Origin of the sequence: Lacrimispora sp., from assembly GCF_032078915.1 — a bacterium.
Classification (GTDB): domain Bacteria; phylum Bacillota; class Clostridia; order Lachnospirales; family Lachnospiraceae; genus Lacrimispora.
Window position 1 is genome coordinate 1 of record NZ_DAMAUN010000099.1, and the last position, 19,962, is coordinate 19,962.

A 19,962-nucleotide genomic window follows, 5' to 3' on the forward strand; every position below is an offset into this window, starting at 1 on the left:
CGGGGATTGATTCGCTTTCCACCATGGATAAATAGGAAGCCATCATCATAGAAGCAGTTCTCTTTGTTGGAATCAAGAATCACTTTGATGATACGCCTTGCTTCTTTGGTAAGATAAATCATGCGGTCACCAGCGGAGGATTTTGTATGCTCTACGGCTTCCCATCTGGCAGGATACCATGATCCGTCCGGGCGTTGCCGTTCCTGTTTCTGAATCATTCGCTGAATATGTAGATATTTTCCGTCCGGGGAAATGTCTGCTTCTTTAATCCCCACAAGTTCCCCCAAGCGTACTCCTAATTGGAAAGCCAATGGAATAGCTAAAGCAGAGGTACATCCCTTTTCTTTAAAGTCTGACCATGCTTCCTCCTCTATTAACGGGCGTTCATTGGTTAGAAATACTTGCGTATTATCTTCCGGCTGTTTAACTTTTTTTAACAGCTTTTTGTCTACGGTAAACTGATTATAGGGATTTAGGGGAAGCAATTCATGGTCAACGGCATAATCAAGGCACTGACGGATAATCATGGACATGTTATAATACTGGGTTTTGGTTAGTTCTTTGTCCCTGACCATATTTAATGCCCATTCCTTTAGTGTGGCTTTTGTAAAGGTTCGAATATCCATGTCAATGATAGGGTCGTTAGTATAATAAGCGTTCCAGTCATTGTCTATGCGTCTGATATAGCTTGTGGCGGTTGTTTCCAGACCTTTGATATTCAGCCATAAAGGATAGATATTCCTTACGGTGGATAGCCGTTCCTGCTCTCTCTGGCTTTCTTCCTGCTGTTGCTGTTCCAGATAAAAGTTAATGATCTTTCGCTCAAGCTTTTCTTTCGTTGTAGCGGTAACGGGCTTTCGTCCCTTTGGTTTTGTAGAATCGGGAAGATACGAGAGAAAAGATCCTTTGTCATTTGTCCAGATATGGTAAAAGTTTTCAATGTGCTCTTTTAAGATGGCGTTCTCAATTTTTTGTTGTTTTTTCATGTTATATAATTCGAGAAGCTCTTCTGTATCTAAGTCCATTATATCATATTTAGACAAAATTATCCATCTATTTTGTTGTGTTTTATCTGATTTATTGTTAAAAATACACAATTATTATCACCTACTCGGTGCTAAGTAACTAGCAATTTTGTATTTGTTGTATTCTAAAGGCCTTTAAAATTATTAATCTATTCTATGTAAACCCATGAAGGGAAAAATTGAGAAAGTGGAATCGTCATTCCATTTTTTTGTGAAACTATAGCTTTGATTTTTTTGCATTTGATTGCTTCTATAACTTCGGGAAGCGGTATCCCTTTAATTTTTGATAATTCATAAGCTGTTACGAAAATTTCTTTAATGATGATACCTCCATATATTCTATTTGAACGGTAGGCGTTGCTGTTCTTCTTTGCTTAATTTATGGAATTTTTCATGCCTTTTCAAATAATCCTCGACTGAATCGTAAGTGGTAACCTTTTCTTTCGTAAAGACTTTTACTTTATGTATACGCCTTAAGAACGCTTGCCAGGTTTCCCTGTCACCCTCCTGTATCTCAGGATATTGCTTTTCTAAAGACCAGTTTGATATTATGTAAACTACATTATAGCAAGCATACTTATTATTGAACCTTGCAGGTAATTCCAATGGGTAAATATCACAATAATTTAACATTTCCCTGATACGGAGAGAACTTCTAAATTCGTCAAAGACAAGGATAGGCTGGCAGGTATATCCGTCAAAGGGGTGGAGGTAGTCGGTTACACGATAAACATTCTCACACCCATGCTCTTGTAACACACCGCTGGTCTTACCTGAAGCCGTTTCACCCCATACATAGATGACTCGTAAATCTATACGAAAAATCCCCTTAAATTTTTCCGTTAGAAGAGTAGTACGCACTTTGTCTATTTTATCTATGTTTAAAATATAATCCTGGTTTATTGCTAGAATTTCAGCATTTGAAAGCCCATCGGATACCATCTGGTATAGCTCGGTCATGTCGCCACGCTTACCCTTACTGTCAGGCGGTGGGGTTCCATACTCGATAAAACTACCCTCCACCTGGGTACCATGCTTGATATCATCTTGCCATTTACCAGATTTTTTTATGTAGGTAATGTTATCAGTGACGGTACCTTTACAACTCTCGATATGACCCCCTGGAAAATGTTTCTGTACCATTGAAAACCGAACCCTTGAATCAAAGACCACAAAAATATGAGTATGGAAAGTTGAGCCTTGTTCATCTGCCATGCAGCAGTAATTTAGGGTCTTAAAATTGCTTCTTAATGTTTCAAAAATCTTTTCGTGGGTATATCCCTTTTCGATGGGATTGTTAATGGTAAGCTGGTATTTGTTGGATTGACTGTCCTTTTTTTGTGCCATGTTGTTTTTCCTTTCTTGCCCTTTTTTTAGAATCTTAGGCATTTATCTAAGATAGAGTATATATGTGTCTGAGAAACCGTTCGATAGCCGAAACAGCAAAGTCTTGCCAGAAGAGCAATGTTTTCAGAAATATCTTGACCTGTCATTTCTCTTTTCGTATTTTGTGCAGTTTGTGCAGCTATAACGAACATTGCTTTTCCCCTTGTAGGCACTGGGCTTTTTCACGTTTGTTCATTTTCGGGGTAATAATATACCCGAAAATGCAAGCGTAGCTTGCATTGCTACATTTGGAACTGCTTCGCTTTGGGCTTCGCCCACGCTATGCAGTCCCAAACTGCGCAATATTACTTTCTGTTTGCATACTTCCTTAATAAGTCCTTTAACTCCTCTTTGCTCGATATACGAGGAATTACAAGGGGCCTTAAGGGCTGTCCATCGATAAGGATCAGTCCTTGCCCCTGACCGGGAGCGTATGTTTTCTCAAAGGCTTCATCTTCAAAATGCTCCCCAGCAAATAATGTTTTACGGCTTTCAAAATTTAGCCTTGACAAACCAACACATATTTGGTAGTTATCAATCGCACCTATGCCACTAGGGAACAGGCTGGCACTCATACGTTGTTGGATACACCAGACATAAGTATGTTTTGAACGCCCTAGCATTAATAAATTGGAGATTTTCCCTTTGATCTCTTCGCATTTTTTCTTATCAGCCTGTGCAAGCCATGTGATATATCCGGCATATTCCTCGATGAGAAGAAATTTTATTTCATTGGAGTTTTCTGGAGTACCTTCAAAGACCTTATAGAAATCCTCGATTAAATTGGTCACCTTATCAAACTCTGAAAAATTTTTGCTCAATCCTTTATAGTCCCCGGATTTTTTGAAATCCCCTATCCAGAGTTCAACGTTTTCTACTGTTTTTAGAAGATTGTACAAAAAGTATAAAACTGCCATCGATTTCCCAGAACCAGTACCTCCGATACAGCACAGATGACCTGTATCGGAGAAATTGGCGAAAATAGGGGTTCTGTATTGGGCATCATAACCCAGTTTTACTAGATTATTCTTCAAAATCTCCCCCGTTTCCTTCGAGTTCGCGTTCTAACTCATCATCAACAACAGTTTTAATCGAATTTTTCGCTATGATTTCGGCTTGCCTTTTCCTAGCCATGACTAATTTTTTGAGATTTTCTTTTTCGGCATCTGAAACTGCATAGACAAGAAGGAGTTTATAACTGCTTTCTTCTAATTTCTGAAAACATATATCGTTATGAAAGCTTTGCAACCCACATTCTGCCATATGCTCTTTAAATACGTTGTTTAAAATATTCCTTATAATAGGAAAGCTTTCATCATTTCTACATACTATGTGAATTGCGATGGCTGGCAAATTATACTTTGAATATGTACAATTCTTCCATTCAGTATAGGCTATAGGAAGCTCGTTATATGGTGCAAGACTTTCCATGAGCTTTCTGATCAAGACCTCATCGGGAGCATACTGGATTTGAACCTTCTTTGAAAACGAATCCTCTACGAATTTACCAAAGTGTAAAATGATTTCATCAATTTTTGCTTTTGATGTGTTTAGATCTTTTTTTGTTATTATGTGATACAAAGCGATTGGAAAAATATAAAACCAAAATACAATCATTATTAAAGCCTGTAAAATTTCCATACGAATTCCCTTTCCTTATTAAATTTGTTTTGTTTGGGGGTTCCGACATACAAGAGTTTTGAGGGAACCCCTAATATAAGTATTAGTTTTCTAACAGCTTTACACGCGGGATGTTGACAGAAACTGACATAAAGCCAAATTCCATTTTATAAATCTTTATGATGGCTTCATTGATAGGTACATTTATGTAAATGGCTTCTGTAGCCCTATCAATGGTATCCTGCTCAATCACTGGCTTTGTAGTATTCACCTTGAACGTGACACTATTGAATGTAAGAGGGTCGACGCAATAATAGCTAATGCTATCAATTACATCTGTCTTTTTTCCACCATCATAACGGAAATTGGCCTTTACCCCTCGTAAAACAAAATCTTCACTTTCAAAAAAATCTTTTCCTGTAAGTACTAAATCCTTAGCTTTAATTTTGTTGTCGCTCATTCTGATCGTATTGCTCATTTTTTTCCTCCTTGTCATTTTGGCACCATAAATTTTTCACCGGTGCATTGTTGTCTATTTGTACAAATCTTTATGCAGTTTTTATAAACGGCATTGTTTTTCTCCTTTCTCGCTCCCAAAACCCAGAACGGCTATCTAAAATAAGTATATAGTAAATAGAAAAAACAAATAATAACAGAAATGACAAACATCTTGCCAGAAAAGCATATTTCAGGCAAGATGCTATTTTGTAGTTTATTTATTATCTTGCATCAATTTTTCAATGAAAGGCTGACGCCTATCTTCTGGTAAAAAATTTAGCATTGTTGATATTAAACATTGAAAAATATGTTCTAACTGTTCTGTTTCTTCCATATTATTAGGGTTCTTAAAACTTGTAAGACCCAGCAGGTAATCTGTAGAAACATTGAAAAACTTAGCAATCTTAATGACATTTGCTATGGAAAGTTTACTATTATTTGATCTTGCTCTTGAAAAAGAACTTGCATCTTTATAACCTGATTTTTTAGCAACGAATTCTAGTTTATCGCCGGTTGACTTCAGTAAATCTTCAAACCGTTTCCACATGGTTATCTGATAACCATTAACGGAGATTGGCTCTACTTCTTTACAATACTTCGTCTGGTTTTCTCTTGTTAATTTTGCATTTCTTTTTTTGTTTTCTACAACAGTTTTGTTAACATCTTTCATATTATTGTCCTTTTGGACAAGTACTTGTCTTTTGTATTTCAGCTGATGAACTCATTATAGCTAAATAATGAAATTCCAAAAAGGGAACACAAAAAAAGAGAGCCTTGTAGTTTGCTCTCTTTGCATTACAGTCCTCTATAGAAACATTTCTGTCCTAAACCCAGACATATCAGTCCTGAAAAAAAAACAGGACGGAAAAGTTAAAAATTTTTATTTTTATTATAGATTATGCAGGAATTGACCTTTTCTAGATGTTCCCGAAGACATTTTTTATAACTGGTAAGCGTAAGAATATCGGAACGCAAAAGTTCTGTATACTTGGTTGATTCTAAAAAGGCTTTGTTCCTTTCAATGGCATTATCCTCTGCCTTAATTTCTCCCCTGGATTTTATAAAAGCAGTGGCAATCTGCATATTAGGCAGATATAAAAATTCCTGGATCAATTTATCGATGGTTTTGCTCTCATCCCTATAGCCATAGCTGTTCGATGATGAAAAGCGTGCTTCAGCAAATTTATGGAGTTTTGGTAAGGTGCTATTGTTTATAGGAATAAGGCACTCTTCTCCAGTAAATATAGAAGAATGTAGATGAGTTATTTTGGAAAGTCCATTGATTTTCTTCTTAGCGGTATCTTCGCTCAATGCATTTATGGCGGTGTAGTTTCCATGCATGATATCATCATAATACTCATACGTAATATCAAACAATCCATAAAAGTTGAAATTTACAACAGATTTTTTAGATGTATAGGATACCTTATTTTCAATAAATATCTTCGTCTTTATGGTCACTTCGATAGGAAATTTTGTTTCCAGCCTGAATTTGCTGTCCCTTTCGTTAGGGTCGGACTGATCCCAAACCTCTTTATATGTTTTTCTCCAAAGTTTAGAAAATATGTACCAGTTTACACATAGAATGTGTTTTGCTTCTAATTTTACTTCTTCCTGCATATGCTGTCCTCTGATTATTAATATTTATTTTATCAAATGCCTAAATTATATTTAAAAGAAAGTCTGAGCTTACCTGAAAAAAGGAAGCGATAACAGCAACTTCATAATCAGCAACGAAACGAATTCCCTGTTCTGCTCTTAAAACGGTAAGATCTGACCACTGTAATCCCAGGAGTTGCAGCTGCTCTGCAAGCTCTTTCTGGCTTAACTTCCGTTTGGTACGCAAATCTTTTAGTTGTTTTCCAATGATATTTTTTGAATCTCCATATTGATAAATTTTCATAAAATCGACCTCGACTTCTAAAGATGAAATATAGGTTGATTTTACTAGATAGATGGAATATAATACTTCTAAAGATGAAGTTTTTTAAAATTTTACACATACTATGGTCTCTAAAAAATTAAATGTCTTTCGCCTGTCTTTATATATGGTATTACAATAGAAGAAAAGAAACTATAATCATCTATGATATAAAATTATAGAAACATGGAGGATTTAGTATGGTAGCGATCGAAGAGGATTTAATGAGATTGCAGGATGATATGATGGAATTACACAGGCGCATGAAAAGTTTGAAAGAGATGATCTGTATTCTGGAAAGTGGGTTTGAAGCAAACAATGACGATAACTGTAATTATATAATATCATCTCTAAAGGTGATAGAAGAACAGTTGAGTAGTATGGGAAGAGTACTGCTAAAGGATATGGACGTAATAGCTTCTACAATAGAAGCATAGAGGTTTAAATTCCCTTATTCTGCAATGATGCAATAATTGTAATAATGGCTTGTACATCGTTCTGGGACAAGCCATCTAAATTAACAGGTTCCTTTGGCTTAATTCCCAAAAGATAGTCAGTGGATACTTTAAATTGATATGCAAGTTTTATCAGGGTTTCAAGACTGGGAGAACGTTCCCCTTTTTCTATGGCAGATATTAAGGCATTTGTGACCCCAATTCTTTTAGAGAGTTCTGTTTGTGAAAAATGCTGGCTCATTCTTAAAGCCTTTACACGCTCCCCTAAATTTTCTATCATCATATGATACCTCCATTATTTATTTATTAACTCATTGTAAAGTGAAATAAACAATTAGTGGTTGATTATTATAAACTAATAGTTTACAATAATTTTATTACATACAAAAAGGAAGAATATGGAAGTTAATTACAAATGAAAAGGAGCTTAAGGGCATGACAGATATTGTATTGACTGGGGTAATACCAGTGATTAGTGGTGTGCTAACGGAAGCAGGAATAAAAGTGATAATACCCAGTATAGGTGAAGCTGCAAAGGCGGTTGTAAAAGCACTGGACAAGAAGCTAAATGGAAATGTAAATAATATGAGTGAGGAAGAGGTATCGAATATTGTTACAAAAGAGATTGGAAAAACGCTGGAAAGCAACTTCAAGGAAGAACTGTCTGGCGTTAAAGACGAATACATTTCCAAATTAGTCAAGGAAGAATTTAATAAAGCAGCAGATAAGCAGAGTTCGCAGATTGAAAATATAATTAAATATTATATGGAAATTAGCAAAATGGATGAAAAGATAGATGATACATTGCTTTTGGAATATGAACAAAATGATATAGTAAACATTGAAATATATTTTAGCAGATCTCTAACAGAAGAAGAAATGTTGGAATTTATGGACCTGGATCGTTTAACTGAAGCGTATGACCCCGAAGCTATTGATTTTATGAATCTTGACATGGGAAGTGATAGTATTGCACTAGGATTTGATGGTCAGGAAGCAAGCAGATTTGAGGTCGCAAGATTTGCCCTTTTTATAGACAAGTATTTGCGTGGTATATCTTCTTATTTATATGTAGAATCAATAACGATGATGTAAGAGTATTTTAGTTCCATTAGGGAGACAATGTCTTCCTCGTCAGTATAATAATTACAAAATTAAGGAGGTATACCAATGAGAGATAAAGGGAAAAAGGTAATAATCTTAACAAGAATAATATCATTATCCTTATTAGGAGGTTTAGCAGGGACAATGAGCTCTTATGCTAAAGGCCCAGGAGAAATCACTCAGGTATCACAGACAGTCCCTATTGAAACCTACAAGCAATCTATGGTAAAGCAGTTAGGTAATTGGAGACAGAATACAAATGGAACATGGTCGTTCCTAAAGTTTAATGACCAAGCAGTATGTAATGCTTGGCTAGAAAGTTTAACCGAGCCGGGAGCGTTCTATTATTTAGATAGCAATGGAATTATGCTGGTAAATGCTACTACACCAGACGGATACCAAGTAGATGGAAATGGATTGTGGAGAAGTCAGTTAAGTAGTAATGAGACAAGCAATTCGTCATCTGCAAGTAGTAAGAGTGAGGGAAATTCCAGGATAGATGAGTTATCTCAGGAATTCTTGGACTACGTAAAAGAAAATGCAGGTGCTTCAGCTTATGGTGGTTTGCATTAGGAACAGAGTATAAGCAAAGGACTGGATAACTTTCCAGTCCTGTAAACTAGAGAAAAGATGTATAAGGCTTTTAATTGAGCAAAGTTAATAATATTCATATTCATGATAAAGGAGGAAGATAGCGTGAAAAAGAAAGTAGTAATACTAGTAGGGATGGTATCCTTATCACTACTAGGCGGTTTGGGTGGTTTAATGACTTCATATGCTGCAGGACCAGGGGAGACACAGGAAACCCAGACAGTAGCAAAGCCTGAAACTTACAATCAACAGTCAGTAAAGGCACTGGGACAATGGGAGCCACAATCAAATGGGACATGGGTCTTCCGACAATTCACTGGAGGGGTGCTAGTAGACTCGTGGATTGAATCGCTAACAGAGCAGGGGGCATATTACTATGTAGGAACTGATGGAGTTATGTTAATCAACAGCAGAACTCCTGATGGGTACAATGTAGATGCAAACGGTCTGTGGAGAGACAAACTAACTTGTACTGCACCAAGCGTTTCAGAAAATAGTACAAACTCAAGCAATAAGAACACAAACAGGTATAGTGATGAGGTATCATCAGAAGCACTTGAAATGATGGAGAGGTATGCAAATATGTCTCACGGCAACCTACACTAAAGTTAAGACAAGCTAAGGACTGGATATCGCTCCAGTCCTTATTAATTAGCTAGATGGACATATTACAATGGAGGAAATACATATGATATTAAGTAGACCAAGAAACAAACTTAAAAAGATGCTGGCAATATTAGTAACGACTAGTTTATTAGCCAGCTTAGTCACGGGAGTATCCTTTGCTGGAATAGACAACGGAAATGCTAATGGTGGAGGAGCCGTAGAGGTTGGAAATGATCCAGTGTATGCTCACAAATTCATGGCATATATAGACAACCAAGGATACAGGCTCTCAATAGTTGATAAAGACGGATTGAGAGTAGCAAATTCAGTGGACAAGCTAGGAAAGGTGGAGAATCTTTCCTAGCCATTTCTATTTTTGGGTTTTTCTTTTCTACTCCAAGCTATCAAGGGCAAGCTTTGTTCCTACGGAACCCTTGACAGCTTTCTTTTTTAGAACCATTCTGAACCTTCTATTTTGCAGAATATTATATGAATTTTTATAACATATGGCCATTAGCTTATTAGTATGATAGTAAGCGCCAAATATTAGCACGGGTTTAATTATTTACCCTTACTTTATATATAATGGTTTATCATGTGACAGGGTATACATGGATTCGGTATATCTATGATTTTATATGTTGTAGTCAGTTATGACGGTTTATCTTTGTATGGGTACAGAGTGGGTATAGAAAATAAAGAAGATAGTTATAGTTAAATCAAGAAAAAAATTTCTCAAAACGGTTTGCAAATTAAAAAAATGTTGAAATTTGCGATTAAGCTTTGTTGACAGCACTTTAAAATCAAGTTAAAGTTATAATAGTAGAACTGATTGTATACCTGATTTAAGGAGATGAACTAAATATGAGAAAGAAAAAATACACAATAATTGCACTTATAGTCATTTTTTTAGTAATTTTAGTTGGCGTAGGTACTGGTTATTATAAGAGGCATTATGGGATTCGCTTTGTTTATTGCAGACTGGTTGAAAGTGAAGATAAGAAAATTATCTTTAAAGAGTTACCAGGAACTTTTGATCCTGCTGAATATGGTCTGTATGTGTATTATGAAGCATCACCTAAAGTTTTCGAAGAAATGAAAACACTTGCAGCTAGCAAAGGTGTTGACATCAATGGAGATATTTTTATAGAATTTTTATACAATGATCTAGTTGATTTTAAGAAAGAAAAGGATGGGGTGTATTATAAAATCCGTAAAGTAAATGATATAAAAAAATCCGACTATATCCCACACTTATAAAAAGAAAGGAGATACTTAAGTGAAAAAAACATTAATTTCGACAATGCTTATGCTCATGTTTTGCTTATCAATTACTAGGTTTAATGTTCAGGCAGCATTAGTGGAAGACGAAAGTGTATCGACCATAGAGATTGAGCCTCGAACAATTTTACATCTAACAAAAGCGAAATATAATAGTAACGGTACAATAGAAGTACGCATAAATTATTCTATTCAAGATTCGTCCGGTCAGGTTATCGGTGTTCAAAGTGCTTATATATCTTACTATGACCCAGCACGTTATAGAGCCGTGAAAGTCATGAATTACGGCATATCTGGAGGAAGTAGTAATTCAATGTATGTTACAGTTTCTTACCAATATATTAATGATAATCCAGGCGCAGGCTGGCACAATGAAACAGTGGTTATTTCCCCGTAACTACGTAATTGTATCTAAATTTTAACTTGTAATCAATTAGGTGTGAAGGTATAGTCGGATAATCTAAATAAGAGAGGTCCTCTATAATGTAATAAATTGTAGAGGTTCTTTTTATTATGGCATAAAGATTCACTTTTGGTTTAATTTATGCAGGCAAAAGGTCTTTGATGTCCAGATCAAAGGTTACTTCGTCGTGTAAAGAATCGGGTGTGATGGAAGGTGAATTCATATCTACCAAAGCCGATTGAACGGCACGTATTCCGAAAAGTCAGGAAAGTTACTGGACATAAAATATTCTAGTTTGGGTTCCTTTATGCTCCAAGCTATCAAGGGCAAGCGTTGTTCCTTCGGAACCCTTGTCAGCCTTCTTTTTTGAAGGATAGGTATTGGGGGTAGAGTACGGGGTAGAGTACAGAAGAGCCACTCTCAAACCTCCTGTATTTACGGTATTTTTTGCATGGTGTTTGGGTTCGAGTCCCGTCTCGCGCTTTTTTTATTTGTAACGGAAGCCTAGGTTTTATCAGGTTTCCGTTACTTTTTGATTTGTAAAAATGTTATATCGGGGTAGACATGGATAGACATTAATCCGCTAAAGCCTTTTCCATATACGGAAAGTGATGCTCGGTGGTGGCTTAATATGGTTCAACAGAAGGATGGTAAAAATGGAATATTATTCATAAAGGTAATTTAATAAACATCAATGTGTATAATAGTTTATTATAAACTAACTGATTCTAAAGTGAGGATAAAAATGAACGGACAAAATAGAATTGATATTAAAATAGGTGCAACAGTAAAAATTGTATTGAAATCTGACCAAAGAACCGGAAAACTGACAGAGGGAATCGTTGGAAAAATACTAACAAACAGTAGCTTCCACCCTCATGGTATCAAAGTAATGTTAACGAATGGACAAGTGGGGAGAGTCCAGGAAATACTATAATTTTGGAATGAAGAGAGGATTCGAGTCCTGTCGCGCGCTTTTTTTATTTGCAGCGGAAGCCTTAATTACTAAGGTTTCCGCTATTTTTTCGTGTTTACAGCGTGTTTACAGCTGATGACAACTGATAAAAGCTTACAAATCCTTTTCTCCCAGGTCATAAGTTTATTTCTCTATGATTATACTATTTGTAGTGGAGTGCAATGATCGCAATAATAGAAAGAAGGTTAAATTTATGATAGGTAAAATCATCAACCGAATAAAAGGTCCGGTAACAAACAAAGAGTTTATAAGTAGATTTATAGTTTCTACAATTTACTCATTAATTGCTACATTCATAATTTGCATTATTTTTAATCGTTTACCTGACAAATATAGAAACCTGAAGTAATCCTAACATGAAACCCGGTAAACGTATGAATCGGTGGACAAGCTGCGGAAACATGTTAGGCAATGTACGCTTCTCCATATTTTACATAGATTCTGCGGCGGTAATATTCGGCCCATCTTCGCTAGTCCAATTTTAAGGATCAGAAACGGATTTCCAGTTATGGAGATCTGTTTTTTTATGGGGAAGTAATTGAATTTGGGATGCTTCTTTTTTAAAGTACTTATGCTATACTGAGGAGAGATTACTAAAAGGCCAGCAGAAAGGAATCAAACGTATATGGATATAAATGACTTAACCGGCTTGGACTTCAGGGGCTGTGTGCTCATACAAAAAGGTAATGAAACGATTTTTCAGAAGTCATTTGGGTATGCGGATTTACCGAATAAGGTTCCAAATGAAAACGATACAAAATTTGCGACGGCATCTGCAGGAAAGGTTTTTGTTGCTGTTGGAATATTGCAGCTAATAGAGCGAGGACTGCTCAATTTTAATGATGAAATAGGAAATATTCTGGATTTTGATTTAAAGGACATAGATGGTACAATAACCATAGAGGAATTGCTGACCCATACTTCTGGAATACCGGATTACTTTGATGAAGGGGTTATGAGTGACTATGAGGAACTGTGGGTCGATTTTCCCAACTATAAGATACGTTCAAATAAGGACCTGCTGCCGCTTTTTATTGATAAGCCAATGATGCATCCGCGGGGAAGCAGGTTTCAATATAATAATACCGGCTTTGTCGTGCTGGCTATGATAATTGAAGAAATAACAGGATCAGCGTTTGATGAGTTTCTGAAAGAAAATGTATTTGCTCCTTGCGGTATGGTTAGCACCGGGTATTATGAATTGGACAGACTGCCTGCAAAATGTGCGGTAAATTATATTTACAATGAAAAAGGTAATGATTACCGCACTAATATTTTCAGTGTGGACGCTAAAGGAACAGGTGCAGGCGGCGCCTTTACAACAGTAAATGATATAAGCTTATTTTGGGAATATCTGATGTCCGGCCAATTGCTTTCGCCAGAGATGACAGCGGCTATGATGACAAATCATAGCGGAGATGCGCAATGCTATGGTTACGGCATTTGGTTAAAAAAACAGGATAATGGTTACAGACCATATTTTCAAGGCTGTGATCCAGGTGTCAGCTTTATTTCCAGCTATGATGCAGATGAAAAGATGATGATCGTTTTGGTAAGTAATTACGGTGATAACGTCTGGGAACTTTTAAAAAAGATAACTAATAATTTAACAAAATAAATGCAGTGCGCAATACTTTTTTTTGCGATTCAGCTTAAGTATGAATAAGAAGAACTGAAATGTGGTATACAGGTATTTAAGAATGTGGTAAAATGCAGTTATATTAACAGGAGATTTAAAGCCCATTTGACAGCCTTGTAGATATCTTGCTATACAGAAACTATGATGGGTAGAAGAGGATTACTCAGAAATTACTCAGCAGAAGATAAGGAGGAGCATATGTTGGATAAGGTGATTACAATTAGCCGGGAGTTTGGAAGCGGTGGACGAGAGTTGGGCATGAAGCTGGCTGAAAGGCTGGGAGTTCCATTCTATGATAAAGACCTGATTTCTTTATCTGCAGAAGTAAGTGATCTGGAGGAGGAAGCATTTCTGCATTACGACGAGCATCTCCCCGTCCAGCAGGAATCCTTAGAACAGCTTCATTATTCTCCCTTCTCTACAATTTATGAGATTTCCATGTCAGATCAAATTTTTCTGGCACAGTCTTGTGTGATACGAAAGCTGGCAGAAGAGGGACCATGTATCATCGTTGGACGCTGTGCGGACAGGGTGCTTGAAAGCAGCATTAATCTGTTTATATATGCCAGAATGGAAGAACGGATTAAACGGATGAATTCCCTTGAAACAGGCGTCAGCCCTGAATTGATGGAAGAACGAATACGGGAGATAGATAAAAAGAGAAGAGATTATTACCAGTATTATACCGGATGCGAATGGGGCAAGGCACAGAATTACCACCTTTGTCTGGAAAGCAGTTTGGTAGGAGTAGAAGGCTGCTTAAGTTCTACGCTGGCTTATTTGCAGGGGTTATTTAAATAAATGTAAGATATAAAGGAAAATATTGGATGGAAATGTAAGAATATTGTAAATGATAGTTTCCAAAATGGATGGTATAATGTAACAAAAAAGGAGAGTTAAGAATGATGAAATGGTTAGGAAAAGGATATAGGTGTCTGATCTCAGCCGTTCTGGTCATTGTTTTGGCGGTATCTTCCCAAGTTACTGGGTATGCAGAGCCGGTGTCCGGTCCTGGTGCCAATATTACCTCCGGCAATACCGGTTCGACCAATAACGTGACCATATATGTGAGCAAGAGAACAAAGACGCTTACATTAAAGCAGAATGGTGCCTTGATTGCAGAATACCCGGTCTCTATGGGCGCGGCCTCAGCGGAAGGAAATAAAAAAGTAGAGGGCGACATGAGAACACCCAGCGGGGAGTTCTATGTATGTACAAGAAATGATAAGAGCATAGCCTATCTGGCATTGGGACTTTCCTATCCGGGTATTAAAGATGCGGAAAGAGGATATGCAGACGGTATTATCACCGAGGCTCAAAGAGATGAAATAATAAAGGCCAATTTGGCAGGGCAGCAGCCGCCATGGGATACTCCTCTGGGAGGAGCTATTGAGATTCATGGCTGCAGGGTTCCTGACGGAACCACTCACGGCTGCGTTGCAGTGGACAACAGCGATATGGATGTATTGTGGAGTTACTGTAATTTAGGCGTACCGGTTACGATTGGACCATAAAAGGAATTTCCCCAAATATGCGGTTTTAGGCCGTTTTTGGGGATTTTTTTAATGCCTGTCCTTGTATTATAACTTCTGTTGTACTATAATAGATGAAATTATGATAAATTATGGAAGATAGAGGAAATGAAACTCAGGCCGCCTAAATGGTGGAGAAAGGCGGAATTTTGAGGAGACGGCTATGAAAAAGAAAGCGATATGGACGGCAGTGACCATTCTTTTTATCCTGTTCATATTTTCAAATTCCATGAAGCCGTCGGATATCTCATCGGCTGACAGCGGATGGGTGCTTCGGCTGGCACAGGAATCACTTGGATCCATGGGAATCAGCACAAGGTGGCTGACAGAGCACATAATCCGCAAAACAGGGCATTTCACAGAATATACCTTATTGGGAATTTTGCTGTACGGATGTATAAGGTCCTTTGACTTTCCGGCGGAGAGAAGATATTTTCTACGATTAACAGCCGGATTTATGGTACCATTTGTGGATGAAACCATTCAGCTTGGGGTAAGGGGCCGTTCAGGTCAGATATCAGATGTATGGCTGGATTGCGCAGGAGTGGCTTTTGGAATATTAATTGCCGCCTTGCTGCTCAGATATAGAAGAAGGGCGAAAATAACATGATGAAAAATTATAGAATGGTCCTGGAATACGACGGAAGCCGTTATGATGGATGGCAAAAGCAGGGAAATACGGATCAGACCATACAGGGGAAGATCGAACATGTTTTGGAGCGTATGCTGGGACAGGCAGTGGAGGTACATGGTTCAGGACGAACGGATGCAGGTGTTCATGCATTGGCCCAGGTAGCTAATTTTCATGGGAATACAGGGATGAGCCCAGAGGAGATCAGGGAATATTTAAATCAGTATCTTCCAGAGGACATCCGGATAAAAACCGTGGAGTGCGTGGCGGAGAGATTCCACAGCCGCCTTCACGCCCAGGAAAAAACCTATTTGTACCGGATCGATATGGGCGAAAAAAAGCAGGTTTTTGAAAGAAAGTATATCTACGACTTATTTAAGGAACTTGATATAAAGGCCATGGAACGGGCTTCGTCCTTTCTTATAGGTGAACATGATTTTAAAAGCTTTTGTGCCAACCGGAAAATGAAGAAATCTACAGTCAGGGTTTTAAAACGGATTGAATTTGAACAGCAGGGGAGCCGGCTTCTGATACGATTTACAGGAAACGGCTTTTTATATAATATGGTCAGGATCTTAACGGGTACGCTGATCGAAGTGGGATTGGGACAGCGTAAAGCGGAAGAGATGAAGGAAATCCTAAATGCAAAGGACCGGAATGAGGCAGGCTTTACGGCGCCGCCGGAAGGACTGTTTTTAGAACAGGTATGTTATAAAGAGTAAAGGCTGAAAAAGGAGTACTATGACAGAGTTTTTGGTTAGGACATTTGTTAAGGACTATAAAAAGACAGAGGATACTCAGGTACGGACCCGGTATGGGCTTATGGCGAGTATCGTAGGCATCTGCTGCAATGTAATTTTGTTCAGCGCAAAACTTTTGGTTGGAATGCTGGTGAACAGTATCTCTGTTACGGCAGATGCTTTTAATAACCTTTCTGACGCTGCTTCTTCTATCATTGGCTTTATAGGGGTAAAGATGGCCGGAAAGCCAGCCGACGAAGACCACCCCTTTGGACACGGAAGAATGGAGTACATTGCTGCTTTTATCGTAGCTTTTTTGGTCATTCAGGTAGGCTTTTCCTTTTTAAAAACCTCCATTGAGAAAATCATTCATCCCGAAGAGATGACGTTTAAGGCTGTGTCTGTTGCCATTTTACTGCTATCTGTTAGTGTAAAGCTCTGGATGGCGTTTTTTAACAATACTCTGGGGAAAAGGATCCAGTCCACAGTCATGAAAGCTACGGCGGCAGATTCCCTGGGAGATGTGATCACCACTTCTGCCACGATCGTATCGATCCTTGTTTATGGCATATGGGGGCTTAATATTGACGGAATCATAGGAATTGCAGTTTCTGTTATTGTCATGTGGGCAGGAGTGAAAATTGCCAAGGATACCCTTACTCCTCTCATCGGAGAACCGATTGACCCCAAGCTATATGTTGAGATTACAGAATTTGTAGAAAGCTACGATGGAATTATAGGGAGCCATGATTTGATCGTACACAACTACGGCCCTTCCAGAAGCATGGCTTCCATTCATGCAGAGGTGCCTAATGATGTTGACATAGAAGTGTCCCACGAAATCATTGATACCATTGAGAGAGAAGCAGTAAGAAAATTTGGGATATTTTTGGTAATCCACATGGACCCTGTAGAGACAAAAGATTCCAGGGTTTTGGAATTTGGGAACATGCTGAAAAATGTGCTGCAGGAAATAGATTCCAGGATTTCTTTCCACGATTTACGTATGGTAGAGGGAAAAGGCCAGATCAATCTGATCTTTGATCTGGTGGTGCCCCGGGAATATGACAGGAAAAAGAAGGATTGGCTAAAGGAAGAAGTCACGAAAAAGGTAACTGAAATAGATAAGCGGTGCTGTCTGATCATAACGGCGGAAAGCGGTTATGGGGTGGAAAAATAAGGTAATAAATATTTTCCATATTATGCAATAAGATGACAGTATTTAGCATTAACATAGTAGAAAGGAAATCGGATCCATGTTATTTATGGGATTGATGAGCCTTGGCGGGCCTGAGGATTATGGCCGTTTGAGCGACGAAGAGCTTCTTAAAAAAGTTGCGGTTGGGGACCAGGAGGCCTTTCGGCAGCTATATCAGAATACGGACCGGACGATATACAGCTTTATCCTGTCTATTGTAAGGCACCCCCAGGATGCGGAGGAGATCATGCAGGAGGTATATCTTAAGATATGGACTTCTGCGTCAGGCTATCAATCCCAGGGGAAGCCTTTGGCATGGATGTTTACCATCGCCCGGAATCTGTGCTATATGAAATTCCGTGAGCAAAAGCATGATTCGGATGTGACGCTTGAGGATTTAACCGGAGCGGAAACAGGAGAAGTCTGCTCTGAAATTGAGATGGCAGCTGATAAGATGGTTCTTCTTGCCGCTCTTCAAATTCTTAAGGAAGAGGAAAGGGAGATCGTTCTCCTTCATACCTCCGGAGGTATGAAGCACAGAGAGATCGCCGCCAGCCTTAAGATTCCTTTGGCTACAGCTCTTTCCAGATATAACCGTGCTATGAAAAAACTGGAAAATTATTTAAGAGAGGAGTAGGCTTTAAGATGGCTGAATTAAATCGCAGACAATTGAATAGACAACAGATTGAAGCCTGCTTAAAATCTGCGGCCGGGGATTTGACTCCTAATGTTTTGGAACGAATTGACTTGAGTACGCCTCAGATAAAGGCAGAGAAGGATAAACGTTCCGTTTTCTTCCTGAGACAGAGGGTCATTGCAACCTTAGTAGCCGCATGCTTTTGCATGATTGCTTTGGCCGGAGGAACATATACGTATCAGAATGGGAAAGTGGATTCTGTAATCGGAATTGATGTAAATCCAAGCGTGGAATTATCTGTGAATAAAAAGAATAAAGTCCTGACGGCAAAGGCCCTTAATGAGGATGGGGAGAGCATCATGCAGGACATGGATCTAAAGGGAGTGGATCTAAACACGGCTGTCAACGCCGTGATCGGCTCCATGGTGACCCACGGCTATCTAAGCCAGCTGGATAATGCGATCCTGGTTACTGTGTCCAATGACAGCATCAGCAAGGCACAGGGCCTGCGCTATGCGGTGGTGAATGACATCCGGAATACGCTGGAGGAAAAACAGCTGAAGGCGGTGGTCTATGATCAGCAGGTCATGGAAGAGGATGAAGTAAAACAGCTGGCAGAGGAATATAAGATTTCATATGGAAAGGCTTATTTTTTGAGGGAGCTGATTTTGCAGAACAATTCTCTTTCCATGGAGGATATGAAGGCGTTGGCGCCTCTTACCATGGAGGAGATCGCAAAAGTAATAACGGAACGCTCTTATGCAGTTGGCGGCAAGACCGATGCGGGGGAAGAAACAATCCCGGCACAGACAACCCAGGCTGCCACAGCAACAGTGCCTGAAACCATAGCGGAGACTTCAGCGGCGGAGGAATCAAACACTCCAGCCTCTTCATCAGAAACGACAAGCCAGGCACCGACTCAGGCGACCCAAACCCAGCCAACAGCCGCCACTGAAGCGGCTGCAGCAGAAGAGACCACTTCAGAAGCAGAAGTCGTAACGACGGAAAATGTTAAAGTTGATTATGTGGATTACGACAACGGCGTTGTTATGGTTTATTTTAAAACCAAAGTAAAATGGAAAAATCCTACGGTCTCAGTAAAAGACGGAGATGGAAAAACCTATTCCGCCAAGGTAGGAGATACGGATTCCTACTCCTGTGAGATTCATGTGACAGGGCTGCAGGGAGGTATGGAGTATACCTTCACCCTGGGCGGCATTTCTCCTAAAATAGGAAAGCAGACAACCGTTAAGGGAATCTTTGAGACTCCTGTGATCGGAGATGGGAATGCAGATCCGGATACAACAGACGAAGAGAGCGAAGAGACGAAACAAACGGAGCAGTCGGACCCTGCAAAGGAAAGCAGCCCGCCTGAGACAACCAAGAATGCGGCGGAAACCGGGAAAAACGGTTCCCAGGAAGAGTCTCATACAACAAAAAATCAGGAAGAGTCTAAACCATCAGGAAGCTCTTCCTGATGGTTTGTTTTTGGAAATAAAGTGTAAAATAGTACTTGACCAGAATGAAAAGCTATAGTATAATACATTCGTTGCACTGATGGGCTATCGCCAAATGGTAAGGCAACGGACTCTGACTCCGTCATTTCAAGGTTCGAATCCTTGTAGCCCAGTCATAAGAAAAACCAGTAAATGTAAGATTTACTGGTTTTTTTGTAGTGTGCCCAGCGGGCGCACGTTCTAATGGGTGAAAGTCCCTAGT

General features: G+C 38.8%; 25 protein-coding genes and 1 tRNA gene. 17 read left to right on the top strand and 9 right to left on the bottom strand.

Annotated elements, in window-relative coordinates:
- From RT269_RS25585 to RT269_RS25620, 8 genes are all read right to left on the bottom strand, one after another.
- A partial coding sequence (locus RT269_RS25585; RefSeq protein WP_313186904.1) for an integrase occupies positions 1-1,043 on the bottom strand: 1,043 nt, incomplete at its 3' end.
- 321 nt (positions 1,044-1,364) lie between these two features.
- The gene (locus RT269_RS25590) at positions 1,365-2,372 is read right to left on the bottom strand and encodes a replication protein (RefSeq protein WP_313186905.1); all 1,008 of its coding nucleotides are present in this window, start codon (positions 2,370-2,372) and stop codon (positions 1,365-1,367) included.
- 344 nt (positions 2,373-2,716) lie between these two features.
- Entirely contained in the window at positions 2,717-3,445 is a 729-nt protein-coding gene (locus tag RT269_RS25595) for a hypothetical protein (protein ID WP_313186906.1), read from the bottom strand.
- The gene (locus tag RT269_RS25600) at positions 3,435-4,052 is read right to left on the bottom strand and encodes a hypothetical protein (protein WP_313186908.1); all 618 of its coding nucleotides are present in this window, start codon (positions 4,050-4,052) and stop codon (positions 3,435-3,437) included. The genes RT269_RS25595 and RT269_RS25600 overlap by 11 nt, the downstream gene beginning before the upstream one ends.
- 82 nt (positions 4,053-4,134) lie before the next feature.
- On the bottom strand, positions 4,135-4,509 hold the full coding sequence (locus RT269_RS25605) for a hypothetical protein (RefSeq protein ID WP_313186909.1): 375 nt from the start codon (positions 4,507-4,509) through the stop codon (positions 4,135-4,137).
- A 234-nt stretch (positions 4,510-4,743) separates the two neighbouring features.
- Positions 4,744-5,199, bottom strand: a complete 456-nt coding sequence (locus RT269_RS25610) for a helix-turn-helix transcriptional regulator (RefSeq protein WP_313186910.1) — start codon at positions 5,197-5,199, stop codon at positions 4,744-4,746.
- Between the two features lie 200 nt (positions 5,200-5,399).
- A complete protein-coding gene (locus tag RT269_RS25615; RefSeq protein ID WP_313186911.1) occupies positions 5,400-6,149 on the bottom strand; it encodes a hypothetical protein in 750 nt (249 codons plus the stop codon).
- A 40-nt stretch (positions 6,150-6,189) separates the two neighbouring features.
- The gene (locus RT269_RS25620; RefSeq protein WP_313186912.1) at positions 6,190-6,432 is read right to left on the bottom strand and encodes a helix-turn-helix domain-containing protein; all 243 of its coding nucleotides are present in this window, start codon (positions 6,430-6,432) and stop codon (positions 6,190-6,192) included.
- Between the two features lie 218 nt (positions 6,433-6,650).
- Here RT269_RS25620 and RT269_RS25625 point away from each other — a divergent pair, with 218 nt between their 5' ends.
- Positions 6,651-6,887: a hypothetical protein gene (locus RT269_RS25625; RefSeq protein WP_313186913.1), complete on the top strand. Its 237-nt coding sequence runs from the start codon at positions 6,651-6,653 to the stop codon at positions 6,885-6,887.
- Between the two features lie 4 nt (positions 6,888-6,891).
- On the opposite strand, the gene RT269_RS25630 is transcribed toward RT269_RS25625, so the two are convergent.
- Positions 6,892-7,188 carry a helix-turn-helix domain-containing protein gene (locus RT269_RS25630; protein WP_313186914.1) on the bottom strand — a complete coding sequence of 99 codons (297 nt, stop codon included), beginning with the start codon at positions 7,186-7,188 and terminating at the stop codon, positions 6,892-6,894.
- A gap of 152 nt (positions 7,189-7,340) precedes the next feature.
- Here RT269_RS25630 and RT269_RS25635 point away from each other — a divergent pair, with 152 nt between their 5' ends.
- The 16 genes from RT269_RS25635 (at position 7,341) to RT269_RS25710 (ending at position 19,873) form a co-directional block, all read left to right on the top strand.
- Positions 7,341-8,000, top strand: coding sequence for a hypothetical protein (locus tag RT269_RS25635; protein ID WP_313186915.1), 660 nt, complete (start codon positions 7,341-7,343; stop codon positions 7,998-8,000).
- A gap of 75 nt (positions 8,001-8,075) precedes the next feature.
- Positions 8,076-8,582, top strand: a complete 507-nt coding sequence (locus RT269_RS25640) for a hypothetical protein (RefSeq protein ID WP_313186916.1) — start codon at positions 8,076-8,078, stop codon at positions 8,580-8,582.
- Between the two features lie 123 nt (positions 8,583-8,705).
- Complete coding sequence (locus tag RT269_RS25645) at positions 8,706-9,206, top strand: hypothetical protein (protein ID WP_313186918.1); 501 nt, start codon at positions 8,706-8,708, stop codon at positions 9,204-9,206.
- An 82-nt stretch (positions 9,207-9,288) separates the two neighbouring features.
- Positions 9,289-9,570, top strand: coding sequence for a hypothetical protein (locus RT269_RS25650; protein ID WP_313186920.1), 282 nt, complete (start codon positions 9,289-9,291; stop codon positions 9,568-9,570).
- 500 nt (positions 9,571-10,070) lie between these two features.
- Positions 10,071-10,466 (top strand): hypothetical protein, encoded by a 396-nt coding sequence (locus tag RT269_RS25655; RefSeq protein ID WP_313186921.1) that lies wholly within the window; start codon positions 10,071-10,073, stop codon positions 10,464-10,466.
- A 19-nt stretch (positions 10,467-10,485) separates the two neighbouring features.
- Entirely contained in the window at positions 10,486-10,884 is a 399-nt protein-coding gene (locus RT269_RS25660; RefSeq protein ID WP_313186923.1) for a hypothetical protein, read from the top strand.
- Between the two features lie 751 nt (positions 10,885-11,635).
- Entirely contained in the window at positions 11,636-11,827 is a 192-nt protein-coding gene (locus tag RT269_RS25665; protein WP_038281155.1) for a YwbE family protein, read from the top strand.
- Positions 11,828-12,491: 664 nt separating this feature from the next.
- Positions 12,492-13,484 (top strand): serine hydrolase domain-containing protein, encoded by a 993-nt coding sequence (locus RT269_RS25670; protein WP_313186925.1) that lies wholly within the window; start codon positions 12,492-12,494, stop codon positions 13,482-13,484.
- A gap of 222 nt (positions 13,485-13,706) precedes the next feature.
- Complete coding sequence (locus tag RT269_RS25675) at positions 13,707-14,306, top strand: cytidylate kinase-like family protein (protein WP_313186938.1); 600 nt, start codon at positions 13,707-13,709, stop codon at positions 14,304-14,306.
- Positions 14,307-14,407: 101 nt separating this feature from the next.
- On the top strand, positions 14,408-15,019 hold the full coding sequence (locus tag RT269_RS25680) for a L,D-transpeptidase family protein (protein ID WP_313186926.1): 612 nt from the start codon (positions 14,408-14,410) through the stop codon (positions 15,017-15,019).
- A gap of 181 nt (positions 15,020-15,200) precedes the next feature.
- Entirely contained in the window at positions 15,201-15,647 is a 447-nt protein-coding gene (locus RT269_RS25685; protein WP_313186928.1) for a VanZ family protein, read from the top strand.
- Positions 15,644-16,390: a tRNA pseudouridine(38-40) synthase TruA gene (gene truA, locus RT269_RS25690; RefSeq protein WP_313186930.1), complete on the top strand. Its 747-nt coding sequence runs from the start codon at positions 15,644-15,646 to the stop codon at positions 16,388-16,390. The genes RT269_RS25685 and truA overlap by 4 nt, the downstream gene beginning before the upstream one ends.
- A gap of 19 nt (positions 16,391-16,409) precedes the next feature.
- Positions 16,410-17,588 carry a cation diffusion facilitator family transporter gene (locus tag RT269_RS25695; RefSeq protein ID WP_313186932.1) on the top strand — a complete coding sequence of 393 codons (1,179 nt, stop codon included), beginning with the start codon at positions 16,410-16,412 and terminating at the stop codon, positions 17,586-17,588.
- 76 nt (positions 17,589-17,664) lie between these two features.
- Positions 17,665-18,243, top strand: coding sequence for an RNA polymerase sigma factor (locus RT269_RS25700; RefSeq protein ID WP_313186934.1), 579 nt, complete (start codon positions 17,665-17,667; stop codon positions 18,241-18,243).
- 8 nt (positions 18,244-18,251) lie between these two features.
- Positions 18,252-19,721: an anti-sigma-I factor RsgI family protein gene (locus RT269_RS25705; protein ID WP_313186936.1), complete on the top strand. Its 1,470-nt coding sequence runs from the start codon at positions 18,252-18,254 to the stop codon at positions 19,719-19,721.
- An 80-nt stretch (positions 19,722-19,801) separates the two neighbouring features.
- Positions 19,802-19,873 (top strand) — tRNA-Gln (locus tag RT269_RS25710).
- Positions 19,874-19,962: the final 89 nt, after the last annotated feature.